The following is a 22,357-nucleotide window of genomic DNA, read 5'->3' on the forward strand; positions in this document are numbered from 1 at the left end:
TTTCTCTTTCTCTTAAAACCGAACTTCCTATTCGGCTAACTTCTCTACTTTTGAAAGTTCAACCTCGGTAACACTTTTGGATTCTGTCGTGGTCACATCCAATTTCTTTGCAAGGGGCACCTTTACTTCGACAATTGTGCCTTCACCAGGAACTGAAACGATTTTATACGAGCAACCAATTTCAACGGCCCGTTCTGCAATGTTCCTTAAACCATAAGAGGTTGATTTATCCTCTTCGATGTTGAATCCCTTGCCGTTATCTTGAATCCGAAGAATCCCGACATTGTCCCGGGCAATCAACAAAAGTTCTACTTCTGATGCTTTTGCATGACGTAATGTGTTCGAAAGGGCTTCTTGGGCAATACGGAATAAATGATCTTCTTCGGCTTTGGACAGGTTCACTTCTTCAATTCGATAGTCGATATCGAAGTAAACCTTCTGCTGGAGTTCCTGGATTAAATCCGTCAACCCTTGAGCCAACGTACTGTTTTTCAATGCAATCGGCCTTAAATGGAGGAGCAATGCCCGCATCTCTAATTGGGCTTGCTGAACAATTTTTTCCACCTGCTGAAGTGTAGGTTTCGATGCGCCCAGCGATTCTTCCTGCTCCGTAACAGCGGATAAAAGCATAGACGCAGCAAAAAGTTGCTGGGAGACGGAATCGTGCAGTTCGCGAGCCAATCGTTGGCGTTCTGCGATAATTCGTTCCTGGATAATTTTGTCGTTTGCTTCAGCTTTTTCGTTTGTCATTCGCTGCAAACTTTTCCGTTGTGTTTCGATTAAATCATTCGCTTGGGTTAAAGCTTTTTTCAAAGTGAAGGAAACATTCTTCTTTTTTTTCATCGAAAATCCGGGTTCCACCAATTGCTTTACGTAGCGCGTCGCGGAACTTTCACGTGATCTCACTACCACACTCATCCAAATGCTGATAATAAAGCTGATCGATCCGATTGTAATCATAATAAGCCCAATCATGGGCAGTTCATATGAATCGTATTCGAGCAAAATGCCCCATTTTTCCTCTGTCGGTGATCCTAAAAGATAATAGATAAAACCAAAAGCGGTGCTGCTTAATAAAAAGAATAGCGTTATCATACGAAATAAAAACGAAATCATTTACGGATCACCTCCACGTCCCCAAGCCAAGTAGCGACATGTATCACTACTTTGCGTTTTGCATCTTCTGTTTCTCCATCTTCGAATATGAGCTTTTCATTGATTAACCGTTTTGGATTATTGTCCAGGATTTTTGCTTCTCCAAGAATCGTTGAATATTGTAGACGGAAGGGAATCTCGTAAGGTAAGACAATCGTGACTTTCCCGATGGATTGACGGATTGTCACGACCGAAGTTCCGGCCGGCAATATGGTATCGGTTAAATCCAGTGAGATGTCGCCAATCAATTTTTGAATCTGGATGTCTTCCCATTTATAGTTATCCAGTGGGGAAGAGAGATTGCCGATCAGTTGATTTTTTTCTATTTTCGCATGAAGTTGCTGCGTATTGATGGTCACAAAGTTTTGTTCTTTTGTTACGTGTTTATAAAGTATGTAAATCAAAACGCCGACAATCAACAGGCGTAAGCTCCAGATCGATAAAATTGCCATGAAGAGAAAGAAACAACCACTCCAAAATAAATATTTCTTATTTTTGGAAAAGCTTAAGTACAGTAGAATTGCGCCAAGGATGATTAAAAAGGTGCTGCCATTATTAAAAATTGTAAGCTCCGCGAACACAACTAAAATAACAGCAATTGCGACAAAGGTTAATTGGTTCGTACTAAATCTGTTCAAAGTGGGTCCTCCTTTTTATTCTTGGTGAGTAAGCGATTCTACTCGAGACAAAAAACCTTAGGAGAAGACTTGGTTTGTCTTCTCCTAACAATTGTCATTATAGCATGAATCATCTAATTAATAGATGGTTTTCTTGTTTGAATGATCGGCAGTTTTAGTGCGAATAATTTATTTCGCTTCGCTTTCCTCTTTTTTTAGTTCGATGCTGGGCTGTACTTGGTTTGTTTTTTCCAAGCTAGCAAGACGAGCTTCCAACTGTGTTCTGTCATAATCTTGTTCGATTTTATCAGCAAGCGTTTCGATGTAGGAAGAAAGATCATCAAATTCAGATTCATCTTTTGATTTTAGTACGCCATCCATTTTGTGGTGGGCACGTGTCACGTTTTCTTTTCCCATCAATTGCAGCTGGCGAACTTTCATATCCTTGATTTTGTGTTTCATCGTCTCGAATTTTTGTTCAAGCTCCACAAATTCTTTATCTGACTGCTCGAGTGAATTTAAAAGAGTGAATTGACGTGTATTGTATGTTTCAACTTCTTGTGTCGCAAATGCAACTAAGTCTGTTTCGTTCGACTGCTGTGCTAGCTCAAGTTGTTTTGTTCGTTTTTCCAGCATTGCTGTCGTTTCTTTTAATTCAGACTGCAGTTGTTCTTTTAACTGTGCTTGGCGCATGAGTAATTTTCCTGTTTGCTCCGTTTGTTTCTCTGCTTCTCGAATATACTGATTCAACATAGCGATTGGATTTTTGCTTTCCTTTTTATCGAACAATTGGTGTAAATCAGCCTCTAAAGTGTATCGAAATCTTTTTAATAAACCTACCATTTTAATATCTCTCCTCAATTTTTATTTTGTTAACTTTGCCCATTCGTTTTCAAAGTTTGTAAATGGATCTGCTTCTTTCATAATGCTTGATTTGCCGAAAGTGACTTCTTCATTGTTCCATTTTTTATAAAGAACATAGATAAGAAGGATAGCAGCAAGGCCAACCAAAGCAGGGATATTGGAGATTGCTGTAAAGACGCCGATCAAGCCAAGGGAAACCCAAAATACCTTACCAAACCCTGAGTTGGATTTCACATAATTGTGTAATCCTAAATAAACAAGTAATGCCGAGAAGGCAAAGCCTACCAATGGCCCTAACATACTAAGGGCAACAATTGCTGCGACAATGCCGGCAGCAATGAAGAATAATTTTTTCATTTTTTCTAGCTCCTTTCGTGATACCTTTATGTTACTCTTGCTTTGAATTTCTTAAAACGGCCTCGAATTGCATTTTTTAGTAGGTCCTGAGGCTGAGTGCTTCTAGGTAAAGTGAACGAATTAAATGTTTTCACGAAATTTTGACAAAAAAAGTAATAGAGTACGGACACCTTTTGACAAATAATTCAAAATCTTTCTTTTATAATGTGGTTATAGAGAGGAGGACGAAAGATGAGAATTTATTCAATATTTCATATAAAAAAACAATACCAGTCTTTTGTATTTGGTAGAGAAAGACAGCTTCTTGAAATGGTAACGACAAAAGAGCCAGCTCTCGAGTCCTCTGTAAGCAAGCAGCTAAGCTATCTATGTGAACCAATCGAAGGAAGAATGGTACAAGGCGTACTCTATGAACATTTAAAGAAGAGTTTTCCGACTATCCAATGGGTGAATGAATATATGAAATTTGAACACCAATTTAAAGGTGGTTTGAAAATAAAAGTATGTACGTATCATTTGGAAGCGATTTGCGAAGGCTCACGTATGTTGGATCTCGATTTGTTCCATAGCCTATCCCAGATGAATGATTCGTTCATTGCATTTAATGCAGAGGATTCTGAATGCGGGTGGCTGAAACCGATCAAGCATGCCTCTTACTAGAGAAAAAGTAGTGTTAGTTAAGCGAAATCGCCTACATCCCGGGAAAAAAACTATTGAATAACTAGTAACAATGTTGTTATTAGTGTATAATCCTTCATGGAGAGTTTAACTTTGTGTAAGTTTTGGAGAAGTTGCTTCTTTTAGTGAGTAACGGATGAAACTTGCAAAAGTAGATTCGTGGTATAAAGGAAAGTGGAGGAGGTAGGCACAAATGAATTTATGGCTTGCAATTGTACTTATCATCGTAGCATTAGCAGGGGGAGTAGCACTAGGCTTCTACTTTGCTCGTCAATATATGATGAAATACTTAAAAGAAAATCCACCGATCAACGAACAAATGATTCGTGTGATGATGGCTCAAATGGGACGTAAACCATCTGAGAAACAAGTACGTCAAATGATGGCTCAAATGAATAAATTACAAGATAAATAATTGTAATCCAACAACAGTTTGCCCAGGTATAACTGTTGTTTTGCTTTCTAAAGGCATGCGATAGCAAAATGAAACCGTCTCCGCTAATGTGAGACGGTTTTTTTCATTAGGAGATTTCTTTTTCATCTAGAGGCAACTTAATTGTTGGGGTCTCTGGTTCTTCCAGTGGGATTTTTGTGTATCGTCTTTCCATTCCATGTAGCGGTGTAACAACCATTTCACCAGATTTTTTATAGACATGATTTTCGATAAACTCTAAAACGGTTTTTTCGTATTCTTGTTGGTTTTCATTAAATGACTCGGCATGGCCGCCTTTTTCAAATAACTTGATCATTTTTGGCCCTTCTTTTTCTTCATACAGCTCTTCAGTCATGTAAGGAAGAATGAAGTCATCCCCCAAACTATGAATAAATAGGACAGGGGAAGAGATATTTTTGACAGCTTCTTTCGGTGTGACACTTTTAAATGTATAGCCATCGCGAATCCGAAGAAAAATATTGGCTAAATGGATCGGTATTTTTGTACGAAGATATGTGGTTTTCAACATAATCTGCGAAATAAGCTCCGAGAAGTTTGAAAATCCACAATCCGCAATATAGAAGTCGGCACCATCTTCTATTAGGCCTGCGTATAATAGCATACTGGCGGCGCCCATCGATTCCCCTTGAATACCAATGAGTGCATCCTCGCCAACAATGGATTTCACAGTTTGTACAACCGCAGCGACATCGAACTTCTCATAATAGCCATAGCTCGTCGTTTTTCCGCCGGAGTCGCCATGACGCCTGTGGTCAAAGACAAAAGTATTGAAACCAAGTCTTTCGAACATACGGGCGTATTTGACCATGCTGATTTTATTTTCAGTTACACCGTGGCAAATAATAATTGTATTTTTTGTTTTGAGGGGTTTCAAGAAAATGCCTTTTATCGGATAGCCGTTGGGAGAATCAATACTTAATTCTTCCTTTGGACATTGATTAAACCAGTTCTGATCAAAACGTTGTGCTTTTAATTCACGATCATAGACAAAATCAACATCCTTCTTTTTTATATACATTAGTTGATTGGTCACAACATAGCCGAAGATCGCAGCACCGGTTGATAGAATTGTTGTAATGATACTTGACGCCCATAAGAAATTTTTTCGTTTCATCAAAAACACCTCGATTCATTTATAGTATCTAACATAATTCTTACCCTATTCACCGATATGTTAATTGTATCATTATGGGTTTTTTAAGTGATTCAATTGAAACCATTAAAGAAGATATTTTTTCGGAATGGTACAAAATAAATGGAAGATTTCTTATTAGCGGAGTTCGGCAAACAATCTATTAGCAAAAGTGTTAGTGGAATGATCAAATATTCATCTTTTCTGTAAATAGTAGGGAGAGGCGGAAAGGGAAGATGCGTTATTATAATATATTTTCATTTAATATATTGTGTTCATTGCAAATATTAATATTCCGCAAAAATATTAATGTGGCAATGAACCGGGTTCAATCAATCATTACACCTAAAATACATCTATGGTTCCTATAGAATTTATTTTTCTATAGTAATATCGCTTATAACCGAAAACTTACTTATAAATGAAAAGAGCCTCCACATTCCATATGTGGAGGCACTTTGTCATCAATATTATTGAATCGTATACCCGCCGTCCAATACGACTGCTTGGCCGGTCATACCTTTTGAAGCGTCGCTCGCGATAAAGAGGGTGAGGTCGGCTATTTCCGATACATCAAGTAAGCGTCTTTGTGGGACGAGTGGGTAAATCACTTCGTCCAATACTTTTTCTACTGGTACGTTGCGCGTTGTGGCTAAGTCTTGCAGTTGGTTGCGTACGAGCGGTGTATCGACATAGCCTGGGCAAATGGCATTGACTGTAATACCGTCTGTTGCCGTTTCAAGCGCTGCCACTTTGGTTAAGCCAATCACGCCATGTTTCGCCGAATTGTAGGCCGCTTTGCCGGCAAAACCGATAAGACCGTTGATGGAAGCCATGTTGATAATGCGCCCGAAGTGTTGTTTGCGCATGATGGGCAACACGTGTTTGATGGCAATGAATGGAGCCGTCAACATAATTTTTAGTATCAATTCAAAGCGGTCTGTCGGAAAGTCCTCCAGCATCGCAACATGCTGCATTCCGGCATTGTTGATGAGAATATCAAGGCGCCCGTAATGCTCGATTGCCGCTTCAACAACGTTTTTTATCTCCTCTTCATGTGTGACATCACATTTTAACCCTATGGCATTTTCGCCTAGTGAAAGAGCCGCTTCTTTTACTTTTTCTTCATTAATATCGGTTAAAATTATTTTTGCACCATTATCATGGAAGCTTTTGGCGAGTTCATAGCCAATTCCTTGTGCAGAACCTGTAATGAGAACCACTTTATTTTGAACCATTTCGAATACCTCCTACGTTTTGGGAGCAAAAAAAGTTATTGCAGCTCCCTCAAACTCTAAATCCCGAATCCTAATGAGAATAAAATAATTGCGATAATAACACCGATCACCGGAGTTGCAACGGTTGTTGCGGCAACTGCCCAATAAGCATCTTTATGTTTTTCACCACAAACGGATTGGATTGTTGTAACAACATATCCGTTATGCGGCAAAGAATCCAGTGCGCCGGAAGAAATCGCCACTATCCGGTGAAGCGCTTCTTGGTTTACCCCAGCCTCCATGTAGCCTGGTGCCACCAATGGCAAGGCGATCAATTGGCCGCCCGACGCTGAACCAGTCATGCCGGCAATCACCGAAACAGCAACAGCTGCGCCGATCAATGGAGAACCTGGAATGTTTGTCATTGCTTCAACTGCCACATTAAATGCTGGCACTGCTTTTGCGACACCACCAAAACCTACAACGGCAGCCGTATTCCCGATCGCGATAATCGCCCCAATCGTTCCTTCAGAAACTGCACCCCAAGCGTTTTTGAAGTATTTCCAGCTCACGATGAATGTTGCAATGATTCCACCTAGCAAGGCTAAAATTAGTGCGGATTGCTTTAATGAATCGTGGAAAATAAATGAAATGACCAATACGACCGCTAGTGGAATGAACGCCAGTATCGGGTTTGGAAGTGCACGCTCTGTATCAAAGGATGGATCAGTATCCCGTGATACAAAACGTTCTCCCTTATCGACCGCTTTTTTGATTAAACGTTTCAACCACCAATAACCGAAGACCGCCATGAAAACCGCAACTAGGATGCTTACTTCCCAGCCGGCATAAGGAGTTGTGTCTAAATAATCCATTGGTATCCAGTTTTGTATTTCCGGTGACCCAGCAGACGTCATGGTGAAAGTCACGGAACCCAGCGCCAAAGTAGCCGGTATAAAGCGCCGAGGTAAATCGGCTTGCTTGAATAACGAGATTGCCATCGGGTATACGGCGAATGCTACAACAAAGAGTGAGACGCCCCCATAAGTTAAAACTGCACAGGCAATAACAATCGCTAATGTTGCATATTTCATACCCAATTTATCCACCACAAATTTCGCGACCGCATCAGCAGCTCCACTGTCTTCCATTACTTTGCCGAATACGGCACCAAGCAGGAACATCAAATACCATGACATGATAAACCCTGTAAAGCCTGTCATGTAGTTTGACACGAAGTTCGCTGCGCCTTCTTCAGCAAGCTGCGGAAATAACGGCATACCTGATAGTACCGCCACAAATAGGGCAGATAATGGTCCAACAATAATAATGTTCATTCCTTTAAGTGTTAACCATATAAGTAAAATAAGACCACCAATAAGACCAATCATACTTAATGTTACATTTCCATCCATCCCATTTACCCCCTTTAATTTTAAATTGCTGTATTTTCCAGGACATTGTCCAAAATTAAATTGGCCTCTGTCGACTGGATAACTTCTTCTAGCGTGAACCCTTTGAAAACTTCTCTCAAAGCCAAGCCGTTTGGTGTCACTTCAAACAATGCTCTTTCAGTAATGATTCGATGAACCACACCTTTACCGGTTAAAGGTAACGAGCACTGTTTTCTTATCTTCGGTGAACCATCTTTTGAAACATGTTCCATAATAACGATGATTTTTTTGGCCCCGTGCACTAAATCCATGGCACCGCCCATCCCCTTGATCACCTTTCCTGGAATCATCCAATTGGATAGATCTCCTCTTTCTGACACTTCCATCCCGCCTAAAATGGCAACATCGATATGTCCACCACGTATCATCGCAAAGCTTTCCGCGCTGGAGAAAAATGCAGCACCGGGAATTGCCGTTACCGTTTCTTTCCCGGCATTGATCAAATCAGGGTCTACCTCTGCTTTATTGGGGTAGGGGCCAATACCAAGCAACCCGTTTTCGGATTGCAAGATGACGGATTTATTTGGTGATAGATGATTTGCTACCAAGGTGGGCATCCCAATTCCCAGGTTCACGTAATCCCCATGTTGTATTTCTCTCTCTGCCCGAATTGCAATGCGATCTCTTATTGATATAGACATGGTCAATCCTCCTTTAGACGTTCCGTAATGTTAATCGTTCAATCCGCTTTTCCTGTTGAGCTTGCAGCAATCCTTGAACATAAATGCTTGGTGTTTGAACTTCGTTTGGATTCATGCTGCCTGCCTCAACGATTTCTTCTGCCTCAGCAATCGTAATCTTGCCGGCTGCCGCCATCATCGGGTTAAAGTTTTGAGCCGTTTTGTTGTAGACTAAATTACCGAAAGTATCCGCTTTTGCTGCGCGGACGAATGCAAAATCAGCAATTAATGCAGTCTCTAACACGTATTCTTTTTCATTAAAGGTCCTCGTTTCTTTTCCTTCCGCTACGATTGTTCCCACCCCGGCAGGCGTGTAGAATGCGGGGATTCCAGCACCACCGGCCCGGATCCGCTCTGCAAGGGTTCCTTGCGGTATTAATTCGACTTCGATTTCGCCTGCAAGCACTTGGCGCTCAAATTCCTTATTTTCTCCCACATACGAAGCTATCATTTTCTTAATCTGCTTATTTTTCAAGAGCAATCCCAATCCCCAATCATCAACACCGCAGTTATTGGATATAATAGTCAAATCTTTAACGCCTTTTTCCACCAAAGCAAGAATCAATTGCTCCGGAATACCGACCAATCCGAAACCACCGACCATAATAGAAGCTCCATCTTCAATACAACTCACTGCGTCTTCTGCACAAGCAAAACGTTGTTTCATTGCTTATAACCTCCTCTCAAAATACAAAACTGACAAAAAAATAACATGAAAGCGCTATAACGTGTATTAAAACAGAATGATTTACTGTATGCAATAGGGTGTGTCGGAAATGTGACAGCCAAATCGTTAGTGGTTTTCCGGAAATTCGGAATTTTAGAAGGGTGTTTATTGAAAAAAGTGGAATTGGGTGCAATGAAAAAATCCGATATTCTGGATTAGTGTCCAAGATATCGGAATTTAGGTCATAAGTTGTGTTTTTTAATTTTTTCATAAAGAGTGGATCGACTGATACCCAGCTTTTTGGCAATTTTCATTTTGTCTTTTTCGTTCTCTAGGTGCTCCTGTAAAATCCGTCCTTCAATTTGGAAAAGCATTTCTTCTAATGTGCCATTACTTCTTGATAGAGTTTTTTGTCGGCGAATATGCGGAGGAAGTACATCAATCGTAATTTGATTCCCATCAGCTAAATGGATGATAGCCTGTAGCACATTCTGCAACTCTCTGACATTGCCTGGCCAATCATAATGTTGAAGACACCACCAAGCTTTACGATCGATTTTGATGCCACGCCGTCCCGCTTCGATGCTATATTTACTCAAAAAAGTCTGTATCAGTTCAGGCAAGTCTTCAATGCGGTTGCGAAGGGGAGGGATTTGCAGGGTAATTGCTTGAATCTTGTAAAATAAATCCTCGCGAAAATGTTTGCTTTTGACCATTTCTGCAAGGGATATGTTGGTGCTTAATATATAACGTACATCGACAGAAATTTCTTCCTCTGTCCCAAGGGGCTGGATTTTTTGATCTTGCAATGCTTTCAATAATTTTGCCTGCAAGGTAATAGGCAATTCATGAACTTCTTCAATAAAGAGCGTGCCACCTTCCGCACGTTGGATACGTCCTTTTTTAATATCCCGATCCCCTTCCCATTTGCCGAAGATCTCTTCTTCAAGCAAATCTTTTGGGATGGCAGAACAATTCACTTTAACAAAATAGTTTTCCGCACGATCCGATAGACCATGGATGCTTTGAGCAAACATTTCTTTTCCGGTGCCAATTTCGCCTTCGATTAAAACGGGCAATTTTGTCGGGGCGATGGTCGCAATCGTTTCTTTGATTTTGCGTATTGTTTGGGATATGCCTCTAATATCGGCAAAATTATAAAATGACTCACGATATTGATTCATATTTGTCTCGATTTGATCCATCGTTTTACGTACATGTGAACTTAGTTTTTTCCAATCATTCATGTCGCGAAAGATGACGCTTCCGAATGCCCCGATAATTTCGCCATCCACGACGATTGGCACACGATTTGCCAGCATATATGTGCCTTTTATGTAATGTGGTGAAGCAATTTGAGCAATGCCTTGCTCCATAACCAAATGCATTTCTGTATTCTCTATGATATCCGCCACATGTTTGCCTATAGCTTCTTCGCGACGAACTTCGAGGAAATGACAATATTCATCGTTAATATAGATAATTTTCGCCTCCCGATCGACAACGACAAACCATTGAAAGGCTGTTTCTAGAATTTGCGAAATCACATCCGCCGTAAGAAATTTTAACCAATCTCCCAATCTCTGCACCTCTTCTCTAAATGTCTAGTTTTTTCTATTTTACACATAAAAATACTTAAAATAGTAGTATTGAAATGATTAAACGATAGAGAACTGTTAAATACGCACCTATGGATCTAGATAGATTAGAAGGTAAGGCGTATGGGGAAAACAAAAGTGGCTTTTCAATGTCGAAAATCGTGTTTTTCAGCTATTCGTGTTAAACTATAGGTGAAATTTGATGAGTCAAGTAGGTGAATATACATGGGGAAAAAGAGAAAACAAGGCCAAAAGCAGACGCCATCTTCACAATTGGCAAAGACGGAGGAAACCTTAACTTTACAAGACCAATTAAATGGAGATGTTTTGGCTAAACTAAAGGCGGCAAAGAAAAGTTTGGTAGAAGATGAACAAGCGAAAGAAGAAGAACGTCAAGCTAGATTGGTTTTTGAGCGCAAGCAGCGTGAGAAGAATATGAGTTTTGAAGAATTGCTGGAAAAATACGGCGACCAAGGCTCTAAGTTTTAAATTTGGTAATACTGCTACGGTTGAATAAAGGCAATTGCAATTATATTCCAATATGGTTTACGGGATTTTTCCGGTCCCACATCATTTTATTGCCAAAAATGAAACAGCACTCAACATGTCGAGTGCTGTTTTACTTATTTCTGGATCCTATTTTATTCTTCTTATTACATACGTAAAGATCACCAGGATGAACCATATTGGCGTCAACAATAGGGAGGAGCGTGTTTCTTCGGACACAAACATAATGAGCAGTATTGCCGCAAACAAGGCAAGTACAACATAATTGATGAAAGGTGTCAAAGGTGCTTTAAAAGTTGATCTTTTATGTAGATTTGGCCGATATTTTTTATAGCGAATATGGGAAATCAAAATAATGCTCCATACCCAAATGAAACAAATGGCACTAATCGACGTCACGATACTGAACGCAGCGTCGGGAATTGCATAGCTTAGCAATGCACCGAGCGATACGACAATTGAAGAAACAAAAAGGGCATTTGCCGGAACCGCATTTTTATTTAATTTTCCAAAAGATTTCGCCCCTTGCTTGTTTCTGCTTAGATTGAACATAATCCGGCTTGTCGAGAATAATCCGCTATTTCCAGCGGAGGCTGCCGATGTCAAGACAACAAAGTTGATGATCCCTGCTGCCAAAGGAATTCCTACAAGTGCAAAAACTTGAACGAATGGACTGTTTTCCGCACTTAATGTTGTCCACGGGTTAATGCATAGTATGATGAAAAGAGCACCGACGTAGAACAGCAAAATCCGTACCGGTATTTTATTGATGGCAGATGGGATATTCTTGCGCGGATTTGCAGTTTCCGCTGCAGATACACCGACCAATTCCACCCCCACAAAAGAAAAGACGACCATTTGAAAGGAAAATAAAAAACCTGATATACCGTTGGGGAAGAGGCCGCCATGTGCCCACAAGTTCCGTACAGACACAACACCAGTTTCTGTTTTAAATCCGATCACTAATAACACAATTCCAATAATGATAAGGGCGATAATCGTAATAATTTTGATCATGGCAAACCAAAACTCTAACTCACCAAAGAGTTTTACAGTTAATAGATTTAATGACAGCAAAATGACGAGACATGCTATAGCAGGGACCCATTGGGGAATGTCGAACCAGTAGCGCACATAGAGGCCTACAGCTATAATATCGGCCATGGCAGTCATAATCCAGCAGAACCAATATGTCCAGCCCGTTACGTAGCCAGCCCAAGGACCAACATAATCCGATGCGAAATCTGTAAATGATTGATATCCGGAGTTTGAGAGAAGTAGCTCTCCCAACGCACGCATGACAAAGAAGACGGCAAGTCCAATAATGATATAAACGAACAATATGGAAGGTCCGGCTTTTTCAATCGCAGCGCCAGAACCTAAAAATAACCCGGTGCCAATCGTTCCACCGATGGCAATTAGTTGGACGTGCCTGTTTTTTAATTCTCTTTTTAATTCTCGATGTTCCATTTGTATGCCCCCTAATAGTTTAGCGGCCTGCTTTTGTTACATTTGGGAGGGGATTCGTGGCTATAGATTAATATAATGCGAATAGTTTTTAATTTATTCTGGCTCGTATAGAAAAAATATCGACACTTATTAACAAAATTCTTGCGCAAAGTTTACTGTAGCCCGCTGTCAATTCCATCAGGTTAAACAAAAGAGTGCATGCCAACAAAGAAATTTGCTTAATAAAGAATAACCCCAAGCCCATTGCAAAAGCTTAAAACAATTGCTGAAAATAAAAAAATGAGATAGGAACCATTCCCATCTCATGACATAAAAAATAACAAAAAGACAATAGCAAAAACGCAATTCTATTTGAGACAATACGTCAAAAACTAGATTAAGCCGTTCTTCCAAGTTGATGTTGTTACCTTTCCTGTCCTTTTGCCTGAGATTGTGAACCCTTCGGCGTCGCAAATGCGATCTCTCCAGAAATTGCTCCTGCTATAGTCATCCCATAGCAATCACCGCTATTTAATTTACTTTTGAACCATTTCACGTGTTAAGCAGAAATGTTCTGATCAGCTTCTCGGCACTATTGTCCCGGTAAAGACTGATATGTGTCATTATATCAAAAAAGTGAAAGGGGTATAGAGTTTTATTAAAAAATATTTAATATAATAAAAACCGTCCCCCAAACAAAAAAGAGAACATAACATCGAAATGCTATCTTCCCTAATCGCTTGCACTTTTTGCCTTAAAGGAGGATGGTCTTTTAAGTTTGTGATAGAGTACAAGCACCACCTTGAAGAACACGATAAAAGTGATTGCTCCGGCCGTATCAAGTATGACGTCATCAAATATCCCTGTTCTCCCGACTACGAACGTTTGCCGATATTCATCTAATGAAGCCACTATGAAAGTGGTAAAGATTGCATAGATGACAGCAAATTTTGCTTTGAATTTACGGTACATTAAATAAAATAAAATGGCAATTAATCCATAGCCAACGAAATGCAATCCTTTACGGACCAAAAATTCGATGAAATAATAATATCCGCGAGTTTCCACCGAAATGGTTTGCCCCCAATAGGTGACTTCAATTTTGCTTAGTAAATGATAGAACGGTTGACTGTTCAATATGTGTTTAAGCGTAGGGACAATGGTCTGCTGTTGATAAGTCATGCTCGAAACACTAAACAACAAGATTAAAACGGTAATGATAAGTACAACATATTTTTTCATCGATGCTCAGTATAAATGTCCTTTTTAGTAATATCGTGGATTGGCGAAAAGTCTTGGATTGTTTGTGATCTTTCATAAGCTTTCAAGTTTTCAAGCAATTGTTGTTTCGAACTAGCTCCAATCACTGTGGAAGCGACCGCTGAATGACTAAGGTTGTATGCTAAACTCAATGCATGAATATCTTCATACGCATTTTGAAGCCCGGTCAGGACGTTTTTTATCTCTTCTTTTGAGTAGGTCATATACCCGTTCGTACTTTCCGAACGTTTTTGCCACTCATTCGTTAGCAATCCTTTAGCAATTGAGCCGCGGGTGACAACAGAGGCGTTCGCATCGGCAATATCTCCAAACCATTCTTCAGGACGTCGATCCAGCAAGCTGTATTGCATCATGTTTGAGATTCCATTACTGCGTTGTAAAAAAGGCTTAAACACATTTGGGCGAATAGAAGAAATGCCGTACTCCCGAATATATCCCTCTTTTTTCAGTCGTTCAAAGGTTTCAATGATATCATCCCATGGGTCGTCGATTGTTCCACCATGTAATTGGTAGACATCGATATAGTCTGTTTTTAAACGCTTCAAGCTCATCTTAATTGCATTTTCAATGTGTGAAGGGGACGGATCCCAATGCCAGTTATCTTCACCCTGATTCCAGCGGTTTCCAACTTTTGTTGCTATGATGACGTCATGTCGGTGTGGGCTTAATAACTCTCCAACAATTTCTTCATTCATTCCTTTGTTGTAAAGGTCCGCAGTATCGAAATAGTTCACCCCTGCTTGTAGGGCTGTTTCTACAATCGGTCTCGCGTCGGTCAACGTCATCGGCAGCGACATGCAGCCTAAGCTGATTTCCGATATCTCAATTTCGCTATTTCCAAGTTTTCTTTTTTTCATTTCGCAACCCTCTTTCCTTCATACAAATTCTTCCCTAATGGTACAATGAAAACAATAAATACGACAAGTGGAGGCATTTGAAATGAAAAAATTCGAGGAAAAGTCACTGCAATCGACCCTGGTCTACGAAGGGAAAATCATCTCGTTAAAGGTGGATGATGTTTTATTGCCAAATGGCAAGGAAGCAAAAAGGGAAATTGTGAACCACCCTGGAGCTGTCGCTATCATTGCAATCACGAAAGAAGGGAAACTCGTTCTGGTTGAGCAATACCGAAAGGCGCTTGAAAGATCAATCATCGAAATTCCAGCTGGTAAACTAGAGCCCGGTGAAAAGCCGGAGTATACGGCAAAAAGAGAATTGGAGGAAGAAACAGGCTATGGATGCCATGATCTTCAATATTTGCAAACCTTTGCGACTTCGCCCGGTTTTGCGGATGAAGTAATTCATTTGTTTGTTGCAAAAGATTTATATAAAATAGAAGAAAAAGCAGATCTCGATGAGGATGAATTTGTAGAACTATTAGAGGTAACTTTGGAAGAGGCAGAAGAAATGGTGAAAGAGCAAAAAATATACGACGCAAAATCAGCTTTTGCGGTACTTTGGATGAAAGCAAACCAATAAGAGGGCAAAAAAGGCTTTTCACATTGGTGCCGAAAGAATGATAGATTATACGTAAAATCCCGACTAGTTTAAGAGTAATATTGATAGAGAACGAGCATAAGCTGTAACAACGAAAGGAGAATGCTTATGTTTCGTTCGATCTTATTTATACAATATGCTATTATTCTAGCAATTAGTTTTGTCAGTGGTGTTGTTTGTTTCCAAGTTTTCCCACTGGACAAGTCCATGAAATTAATAAGTTATATTGATCCCAGAGTGCTCGACATAACAGATATATCGGTTTGGGAAACGGTGCTGCCGCTTATAGGCTGGATGGTGTTGGTATTATTTTTTGCAACGCATCCTTATTTGCATGTCCTGGCAAAACTAGTTGTAGGTGTGAAGATTACTTTCTTTGGCTTTAGTTCCGTATTTTTATTGACACAACAAGAATCTTTGCTGATATATAGTGTTTGGTGGTTTCCGTTTCAATTAGTCTATTGCTTCCTTCTTTTTTTGTTGTGTTCTGTCTACTCTGCCAAAAGGGTGGGTCCAAATAAGAAATATGTCTTTTCCCAGAAGTTATTTGTCACCCTCCTGATCACATTATCCATTATTTGTGTAGGAGAAATCTTATCAATATCCTATATACTGCCCCGTCTTTAAATAGGACGAAAACATAAATCTAGTAGTTTCGCAAACAAAAGATCAGAAAAGTGTACGAAAATGCTCGTTTAGTTCGTTTCACTTAATAATTCATCCCTCTCTTGTAATAGCTTTTACTCATTTGTTATAATAGAGTGAGTTTAGGAGGGCGTCGTATGGAGAGCCGTATTGATCGTATAAAAAAGCAATTGCATAGTGCTGGCTATAAACTGACGCCACAGCGTGAAGCGACAGTTGCAGTACTATTAGAACATGAAGAAGACCATTTAAGTGCTGAAGATGTTTACTTATTAGTAAAAGATAAAGCACCAGAAATAGGGCTGGCTACCGTTTACAGAACTTTAGAATTATTAACAGAGTTAAAAATTGTCGATAAAATTAATTTTGGCGATGGTGTTTCGCGTTATGACCTTCGACAAGAAGGAGCTAAGCACTTCCATCATCACCTTGTCTGTATTGAATGCGGCGCAGTAGACGAAATTCAAGAAGATTTGCTTGAAGATGTAGAAGGCATTGTAGAAAAACGTTGGAACTTTATAATCAAAGACCACCGTCTAACATTCCACGGCATATGCCACAGATGTCATGACAATCAAGAAGAATGATAATAAAAAGAAAAAGGATGTACAATTCGTATCCATTCACGAATGTACATCCTTTTTTTGCATATAAAATCCCCGAGTGCCTGGATTCCCCGAGTGCCAGGCACACAAACAATTCAGAAAACAATGAGTGCCAGGCACACAAACAATTCAGAAAACAATGAGTGCCCACTAGCGTTGCACACCAGTAAAAAATGTAAATTAATATTAAATATTGCTGAAAATAAAAATTTCTCCTATTGTAGTGTAGGTAATGACGGAAATCAGTTCCCTACACTTCAAAGGAGAAACATCGCATGAAAAGTGTAGACCAAAATTTAGTCTTTCGTCAATATTTATCTTTATTACCGCAAAATAAATTCGGTTGTCCAATAAACAATTATCACTATAAAAAGATGACCGATGAGTCTTTAGTGAAGATTTTCCTTTTAGCTGGCTTATTCCGTTGGGAGAGTCTTCGTGAAATTGAGATTGGAATTCGCTCAAAGGAAGCTATCCAGCAAGAATTAAACTTGAAATCAATAAGCGCTGCGCAATTAAGTCGCCGACTTGAAATATTGGATACATCTCAACTAGCAGAAATTCTAGGACAACTCACTCAAAGATATTGGTATCTCAAATCTAGTAAATCAAAGGGAATCAACCCAAATGTGGGTCTTTTAAGAATCATAGATTCATCTCATATTAAGTTACCAAACAATGCAGCTAATTGGACGGCTGTGTCTAAAGATTCTAGTGGAGTTAAGCTTCATCTTCGAATAGTTGTTGCTTCTCCCGATAGTGCCTTTCCTGAAAAAATGATTCCTTCTACTTCGAATATTTCTGATATTGATGCAGTTAACTATTTGATTGAGGCTGATCAAGCACTCTATGTGATGGATCGTGGGTATGCTGAAAAAACAAAAATGGGTGGTTGGCTTCAAAAAGGTGTAAATTTTCTTGTAAGAATTAAAAAAACATTTCGTATGGAAACTCTAAGAGCCTATACACCAGAACTGCCGAATGTAACACGCCATGAGATTGTTTCTATAAAAACTCGGCCTGAAAGGCTGAAATTAATTGAATTTCTAGATGAAGAAGGGACTTCTTACCGTCTTCTCACAAATCGATTAGATTTAACTGAACAAGAAATATTAGATACCTATAAAAATAGATGGTATATCGAACTATTTTTCAAATGGCTAAAACAACATATAAAAGTTAATCATTTATTCAGTAATTCACCTGTTGGTATTTGGAATCAATTATTTATTGCACTAATCACGTATGCATTACTTGAAATACTAAGGCTCTTGAAAGAGCCCAACAAAAACATTTGGCAGTTTTTCAAAACAATACGTCAATATTTAATGGATTCTTGGTCAGAAATCGAAAAGGAATTTAATCGAACCTTAAAGCCTAGTAAGGGAAGACAAAAAATTCCTATAAAAGCTCACAAGGAACTAAATTTCGGTTTTAAAAGTGCCATCGTTAGTCCAATTTCCAAAGAGCATTATGAAAATAAGAGATAGAAAAAGAAAATTAATATGGTAAAAAAAGGGAACTGATTCACTCTCAGGTGCCTGCTCCCTTTTTTAATAAATCACTGCACACGCTGATGTAAGAAAATAGAATAAATGTATTTTTGTTTCAATTATGCAACGCTAGTGATGAGTGCCAGGCACACAAACAATTCAGAAAAACAATAAGGACCAGGCACTCGAACGTTCAAAAAATTGACAGGGGGATGAGTGGAAGATTTCTTGTAGACGATGGCAAAAAAAACTATAGTTAATGGTAGAAGGATAGGTGATTTCCATGAAAGATGCAAAAGAAGCGATATTAGATTATCTGCATTTCCTGCAAGTAGAAAGACAATTATCAGCCAACACGTTATCCTCTTATCGGCGTGATCTTGAAGGATATATCGAACATTTACATAAAGAACTAGGGCTATCCACTTTAAAAGAAATCGAACGGACACATATTTTACTAAGGCTGGAAGCATTAAGAACTCAAGGAATCTCTGCACGAACAATTGCGCGGCACATTTCTTCGATTCGTTCTTTCCATCAATTCTTGTTGCGTGAGAAATTAACCGACATCGACCCGACGATTCATTTGGAAATACCCCAAATCGAACAAAAACTGCCAAAAATTTTATCTATTGAAGAAATCGATATGTTAATTGGGGCGCCCAATCGCAGCAAGCCGCAGGGGCTAAGGGATGTGGCCATGCTGGAGGTGCTGTATGGAACAGGAATGCGCATCAGTGAACTTATCGGATTGAATCTCGAAGATGTTCACTTAACGATGGGCTTCGTCCGGGTATTCGGGAAAGGTGGGAAAGAACGAATTGTTCCTTTAGGGAAAGGAGCAATTCGTGCAATTGATGCGTATTTGCAAAACGCCCGTTCAAAATTACAGGGAGCTTACCCCAAAACGGAAGCTTTTTTTATCAATCAAAGAGGAAAACGTTTAACAAGGCAAGGATGTTGGAAATTATTAAAAGAGCATGCTGCCAAAGCAGATATAAAGAAAGAACTTACACCCCATACGTTAAGGCATAGCTTTGCAACGCATTTAATTGAAAATGGCGCAGATTTGCGAGCCGTTCAAGAAATGCTCGGTCATGCGGATATCTCTACTACCCAGATTTATACGCATATTGGCAAAACAAGACTTTCGGAAGTCTATAAGCAATTCCATCCGAGAGCTTAGTTGGATAAAAACCATCCGATTGAAATGTAAGTGGTGCCGGATTTGTCAAATTATAAAAAGATGCGAAATTATATTTGTAAGATGTCTGACCTTTGTTTAAAATAAAGGTTGTGGAATTTTTTTCTATAGACAGTGTTAAATGAAACTAAAGCCCATTGCACAGTAAGTGCGAAAAAGCCTTGCTAGACTAATTTGTGTTGAGCTGCACTTATAAGGCAATAGTGAGTAGGTGTGGATGATCAACACTTTTTAGTTAGTTGAAAGAGGAGGATAAATCTATGAAACCATTTAAAAAAATACATGTCGTTGTAATGGACTCTGTTGGTATCGGTGAAGCGCCTGATGCAAACATTTTTGGGGATCAAGGTGCAGACACGCTCGGTCACATCGCCGAGGAAATGAAAGGGCTAACAATGCCGAATATGGGCGCTTTAGGCCTATCAAATATTCGTGAAATAAAAGGCGTTGAAACAGCTGCCGAGCCAAAAGCCTTCTATGGCATGATGCAAGAAGCATCCGTCGGAAAAGATACAATGACTGGGCACTGGGAAATTATGGGATTAAATATCGATAAACCATTCAAAGTATATCCAGAAGGGTTCCCTATTGAACTCATTGAGAAATTAGAAGCCAAAATTGGACGTAAAGTGATTGGGAATGTACCAGCTAGCGGAACAGCAATTATAGATGAATTAGGACCTGAGCATATGGAAACTGGTGCGATTATCGTTTATACATCAGCTGATCCGGTATTGCAAATTGCAGCCCATGAAGAAATAGTTCCACTGGACGAGATATATAAAATTTGTGAAATCGCCCGGGAATTGACACTTGAGCCGGAATATTTGGTTGGCCGTGTCATAGCACGTCCTTTCATAGGAACGCCAGGCAACTTTTCGCGTACATCGAATCGTCATGACTACGCTCTCAAACCGTTCGGACGTACAACGATGAACGAATTGCAAGACGCGAAACTGGATGTCATTGCCGTAGGGAAAATCTCGGACATCTTTAATGGTGAAGGGGTAACTGAAAGTATCCGTACAAAAGATAACACAGATGGAATGGACAAATTTACGGAAGTTGTAGCGCGCGATTTCCATGGAATCAGCTTCTTGAATCTTGTAGATTTTGATGCTAACTTCGGGCATCGCCGCGATCCTATAGGATATGGACAAGCTTTGGAAGAATTTGACCGCCGTTTGCCTGAAGTAATCAATAATTTAAGCGAAGACGATTTACTGATCATCACTGCTGACCATGGGAATGATCCCACTTTCCCAGGAACGGATCATACACGTGAATATGTGCCATTAATTGTTTATTCTAAAAGATTTGCCGTGGGCCGCGAACTGCCAATACGTAAAACATTTGCAGATATTGCTGCTACGATTGCGGACAACTTTAACGTTGAAGCACCACAATTTGGCACTAGTTTTTTATCAAATTTAAAGTAGGGGGCACATTCACATGAGAATGGTCGATATCATTGAAAAAAAACGTAACGGGGAAGAATTAACAAAGGAAGAAATCCGTTTCTTTGTCCAAGGATATACAGAAGGCTCAATTCCTGATTATCAAGTAAGCAGCTTAATGATGGCAATATATTTCCAAGATATGAATGATCGCGAGAGAGCGGACTTGACAATGGCGATGGTGGAATCCGGAGACCAAATTGATTTATCCGGAATCGAAGGTGTCAAGGTGGATAAACATTCCACTGGCGGTGTAGGCGATACGACAACCCTTTCACTGGCTGCCATGGTTGCGGCATGTGGTGTACCGGTTGCCAAAATGAGTGGCCGTGGCTTGGGCCATACAGGGGGAACGATTGATAAACTGGAAGCGATTGAAGGCTTTCATGTCGAATTGACAACAGAACAATTTATGAAACAGGTCAATGACATCGGCACAGCTGTTATTGGACAAAGCGGGAATTTGACTCCTGCAGATAAAAAGTTGTATGCATTGCGCGATGTTACTGGTACAGTACCAAGCATTCCTTTAATCGCAAGCTCGATTATGTCTAAGAAAATTGCCGCTGGAGCAGATGCGATCGTACTTGATGTGAAGACGGGCGATGGCGCGTTTATGAAAACTTTTGAAGATGCAGAAAGTCTAGCGCATGCCATGGTTCAAATCGGCAATAATGTAGGCCGTAACACAATGGCCATTATCTCTGATATGAGTCAGCCACTCGGCTTTGCAATCGGCAATGCTTTGGAAGTAAAGGAAGCAATCGATACTCTGAAAGGTCAAGGTCCTGAAGATTTGATGGAACTTTGCTACACGCTCGGCTCTCAGATGGTTGTTTTAGGCGGCAAAGCCACGACAATCGAAGAAGCCCGCAAAAAACTACAGGAAGTAATTGCAAACGGCCAAGCATTGGAAGTGTTTAAAAAATTCATTGAAGCCCAAGGTGGCGACGCTTCGGTTGTGGAAAATCCAGCCTTGCTTCCTCAGGCAAAATATCAAATCGAACTTCCTGCGCGCTCGTCGGGATATGTTGCACAGATTGAAGCGGACGATGTAGGTGTGGCTGCAATGCTGCTTGGAGCAGGACGTGCTACAAAAGAATCAACAATTGACTTATCTGTTGGTCTTGTTCTCCGCAAAAAAGTAGGGGACCGCGTTGAAGAAGGCGAATCGCTAGTAACGATTCATACGAATACTGAAGACATCAATGAAATCAAAGAAAAACTTTATCAACATATCGTGATTTCAAGTGAAAAAGTTGAAGCACCAACATTAATTAAACAAGTGATTACAAAGTGACGATTTGATTTATTTTATTGGTTGAGTTCAGAGTGTGGACAAAGTG

23 protein-coding genes and 1 riboswitch are annotated in these 22,357 nt (G+C 39.8%); of the genes, 10 read left to right on the forward strand and 13 right to left on the reverse strand.

The window, feature by feature from the left end:
* Positions 1 to 27: 27 nt before the first annotated feature.
* The 4 genes from CD33_RS18090 to CD33_RS18105 form a co-directional block, all read right to left on the reverse strand.
* Positions 28 to 1,116 (reverse strand): sensor histidine kinase, encoded by a 1,089-nt coding sequence (locus CD33_RS18090; RefSeq protein ID WP_052130330.1) that lies wholly within the window; start codon positions 1,114 to 1,116, stop codon positions 28 to 30.
* Positions 1,113 to 1,793 (reverse strand): cell wall-active antibiotics response protein LiaF, encoded by a 681-nt coding sequence (liaF, locus tag CD33_RS18095; RefSeq protein WP_036203441.1) that lies wholly within the window; start codon positions 1,791 to 1,793, stop codon positions 1,113 to 1,115. The genes CD33_RS18090 and liaF overlap by 4 nt, the downstream gene beginning before the upstream one ends.
* A gap of 168 nt (positions 1,794 to 1,961) precedes the next feature.
* Positions 1,962 to 2,615 carry a PspA/IM30 family protein gene (locus CD33_RS18100; protein WP_036203444.1) on the reverse strand — a complete coding sequence of 218 codons (654 nt, stop codon included), beginning with the start codon at positions 2,613 to 2,615 and terminating at the stop codon, positions 1,962 to 1,964.
* Between the two features lie 21 nt (positions 2,616 to 2,636).
* The gene (locus tag CD33_RS18105) at positions 2,637 to 2,993 is read right to left on the reverse strand and encodes a lmo0954 family membrane protein (protein ID WP_036203447.1); all 357 of its coding nucleotides are present in this window, start codon (positions 2,991 to 2,993) and stop codon (positions 2,637 to 2,639) included.
* A 231-nt stretch (positions 2,994 to 3,224) separates the two neighbouring features.
* Here CD33_RS18105 and sirA point away from each other — a divergent pair, with 231 nt between their 5' ends.
* Together sirA and CD33_RS18115 are read left to right on the forward strand one after the other, a co-directional pair.
* Entirely contained in the window at positions 3,225 to 3,653 is a 429-nt protein-coding gene (gene sirA, locus CD33_RS18110) for a sporulation inhibitor of replication protein SirA (protein WP_036203451.1), read from the forward strand.
* Between the two features lie 211 nt (positions 3,654 to 3,864).
* Positions 3,865 to 4,086: a YneF family protein gene (locus CD33_RS18115; RefSeq protein WP_036203454.1), complete on the forward strand. Its 222-nt coding sequence runs from the start codon at positions 3,865 to 3,867 to the stop codon at positions 4,084 to 4,086.
* A 106-nt stretch (positions 4,087 to 4,192) separates the two neighbouring features.
* Here CD33_RS18115 and CD33_RS18120 read toward each other — a convergent pair whose 3' ends face one another.
* The 6 genes from CD33_RS18120 to CD33_RS18145 form a co-directional block, all read right to left on the reverse strand.
* Entirely contained in the window at positions 4,193 to 5,239 is a 1,047-nt protein-coding gene (locus CD33_RS18120; RefSeq protein WP_084591408.1) for an alpha/beta hydrolase, read from the reverse strand.
* Between the two features lie 488 nt (positions 5,240 to 5,727).
* Positions 5,728 to 6,495 carry a 3-hydroxybutyrate dehydrogenase gene (locus CD33_RS18125; RefSeq protein WP_036203456.1) on the reverse strand — a complete coding sequence of 256 codons (768 nt, stop codon included), beginning with the start codon at positions 6,493 to 6,495 and terminating at the stop codon, positions 5,728 to 5,730.
* A gap of 56 nt (positions 6,496 to 6,551) precedes the next feature.
* A complete protein-coding gene (locus CD33_RS18130) occupies positions 6,552 to 7,889 on the reverse strand; it encodes a GntP family permease (RefSeq protein ID WP_036203458.1) in 1,338 nt (445 codons plus the stop codon).
* A gap of 20 nt (positions 7,890 to 7,909) precedes the next feature.
* On the reverse strand, positions 7,910 to 8,569 hold the full coding sequence (locus CD33_RS18135; RefSeq protein WP_036203461.1) for a CoA transferase subunit B: 660 nt from the start codon (positions 8,567 to 8,569) through the stop codon (positions 7,910 to 7,912).
* 13 nt (positions 8,570 to 8,582) lie between these two features.
* Positions 8,583 to 9,275 carry a CoA transferase subunit A gene (locus CD33_RS18140; protein ID WP_036203464.1) on the reverse strand — a complete coding sequence of 231 codons (693 nt, stop codon included), beginning with the start codon at positions 9,273 to 9,275 and terminating at the stop codon, positions 8,583 to 8,585.
* 242 nt (positions 9,276 to 9,517) lie between these two features.
* Positions 9,518 to 10,855 (reverse strand): sigma-54 interaction domain-containing protein, encoded by a 1,338-nt coding sequence (locus CD33_RS18145; protein WP_036203466.1) that lies wholly within the window; start codon positions 10,853 to 10,855, stop codon positions 9,518 to 9,520.
* Between the two features lie 243 nt (positions 10,856 to 11,098).
* On the opposite strand from CD33_RS18145, the gene CD33_RS18150 reads away from it, so the two are divergent.
* A complete protein-coding gene (locus tag CD33_RS18150; protein WP_036203469.1) occupies positions 11,099 to 11,362 on the forward strand; it encodes a YqkE family protein in 264 nt (87 codons plus the stop codon).
* 147 nt (positions 11,363 to 11,509) lie between these two features.
* Here the strand turns inward: CD33_RS18150 and CD33_RS18155 are convergent, their stop codons facing one another.
* The 3 genes from CD33_RS18155 to CD33_RS18165 all read right to left on the reverse strand — a co-directional run bounded on the left by CD33_RS18155 (position 11,510) and on the right by CD33_RS18165 (position 14,967).
* A complete protein-coding gene (locus tag CD33_RS18155) occupies positions 11,510 to 12,850 on the reverse strand; it encodes an amino acid permease (protein WP_036203470.1) in 1,341 nt (446 codons plus the stop codon).
* 402 nt (positions 12,851 to 13,252) lie between these two features.
* Positions 13,253 to 13,328, reverse strand: a riboswitch (glycine riboswitch).
* A gap of 233 nt (positions 13,329 to 13,561) precedes the next feature.
* The gene (locus tag CD33_RS18160) at positions 13,562 to 14,071 is read right to left on the reverse strand and encodes a VanZ family protein (protein WP_036203472.1); all 510 of its coding nucleotides are present in this window, start codon (positions 14,069 to 14,071) and stop codon (positions 13,562 to 13,564) included.
* Positions 14,068 to 14,967, reverse strand: coding sequence for an aldo/keto reductase (locus CD33_RS18165; protein WP_036203475.1), 900 nt, complete (start codon positions 14,965 to 14,967; stop codon positions 14,068 to 14,070). The genes CD33_RS18160 and CD33_RS18165 overlap by 4 nt, the downstream gene beginning before the upstream one ends.
* A gap of 82 nt (positions 14,968 to 15,049) precedes the next feature.
* On the opposite strand from CD33_RS18165, the gene CD33_RS18170 reads away from it, so the two are divergent.
* From CD33_RS18170 to CD33_RS18200, 7 genes are all read left to right on the forward strand, one after another.
* Positions 15,050 to 15,589 (forward strand): NUDIX domain-containing protein, encoded by a 540-nt coding sequence (locus CD33_RS18170; RefSeq protein ID WP_036203479.1) that lies wholly within the window; start codon positions 15,050 to 15,052, stop codon positions 15,587 to 15,589.
* Between the two features lie 126 nt (positions 15,590 to 15,715).
* Positions 15,716 to 16,234, forward strand: a complete 519-nt coding sequence (locus CD33_RS18175) for a hypothetical protein (protein ID WP_052130331.1) — start codon at positions 15,716 to 15,718, stop codon at positions 16,232 to 16,234.
* Between the two features lie 155 nt (positions 16,235 to 16,389).
* Positions 16,390 to 16,839: a ferric iron uptake transcriptional regulator gene (gene fur / locus CD33_RS18180; RefSeq protein ID WP_036203486.1), complete on the forward strand. Its 450-nt coding sequence runs from the start codon at positions 16,390 to 16,392 to the stop codon at positions 16,837 to 16,839.
* 293 nt (positions 16,840 to 17,132) lie between these two features.
* Positions 17,133 to 18,347, forward strand: coding sequence for an IS4 family transposase (locus CD33_RS18185; protein WP_036203489.1), 1,215 nt, complete (start codon positions 17,133 to 17,135; stop codon positions 18,345 to 18,347).
* A 286-nt stretch (positions 18,348 to 18,633) separates the two neighbouring features.
* The gene (gene xerD, locus CD33_RS18190; protein ID WP_036203492.1) at positions 18,634 to 19,536 is read left to right on the forward strand and encodes a site-specific tyrosine recombinase XerD; all 903 of its coding nucleotides are present in this window, start codon (positions 18,634 to 18,636) and stop codon (positions 19,534 to 19,536) included.
* Positions 19,537 to 19,814: 278 nt separating this feature from the next.
* Positions 19,815 to 20,993, forward strand: a complete 1,179-nt coding sequence (gene deoB / locus CD33_RS18195) for a phosphopentomutase (RefSeq protein ID WP_036203495.1) — start codon at positions 19,815 to 19,817, stop codon at positions 20,991 to 20,993.
* Positions 20,994 to 21,006: 13 nt separating this feature from the next.
* On the forward strand, positions 21,007 to 22,311 hold the full coding sequence (locus CD33_RS18200) for a pyrimidine-nucleoside phosphorylase (protein ID WP_036203498.1): 1,305 nt from the start codon (positions 21,007 to 21,009) through the stop codon (positions 22,309 to 22,311).
* The last annotated feature ends 46 nt before the right edge of the window (positions 22,312 to 22,357 follow it).

It is taken from the genome of Ureibacillus sinduriensis BLB-1 = JCM 15800 (assembly GCF_000772955.1).
Lineage (GTDB): Bacteria > Bacillota > Bacilli > Bacillales_A > Planococcaceae > Ureibacillus > Ureibacillus sinduriensis.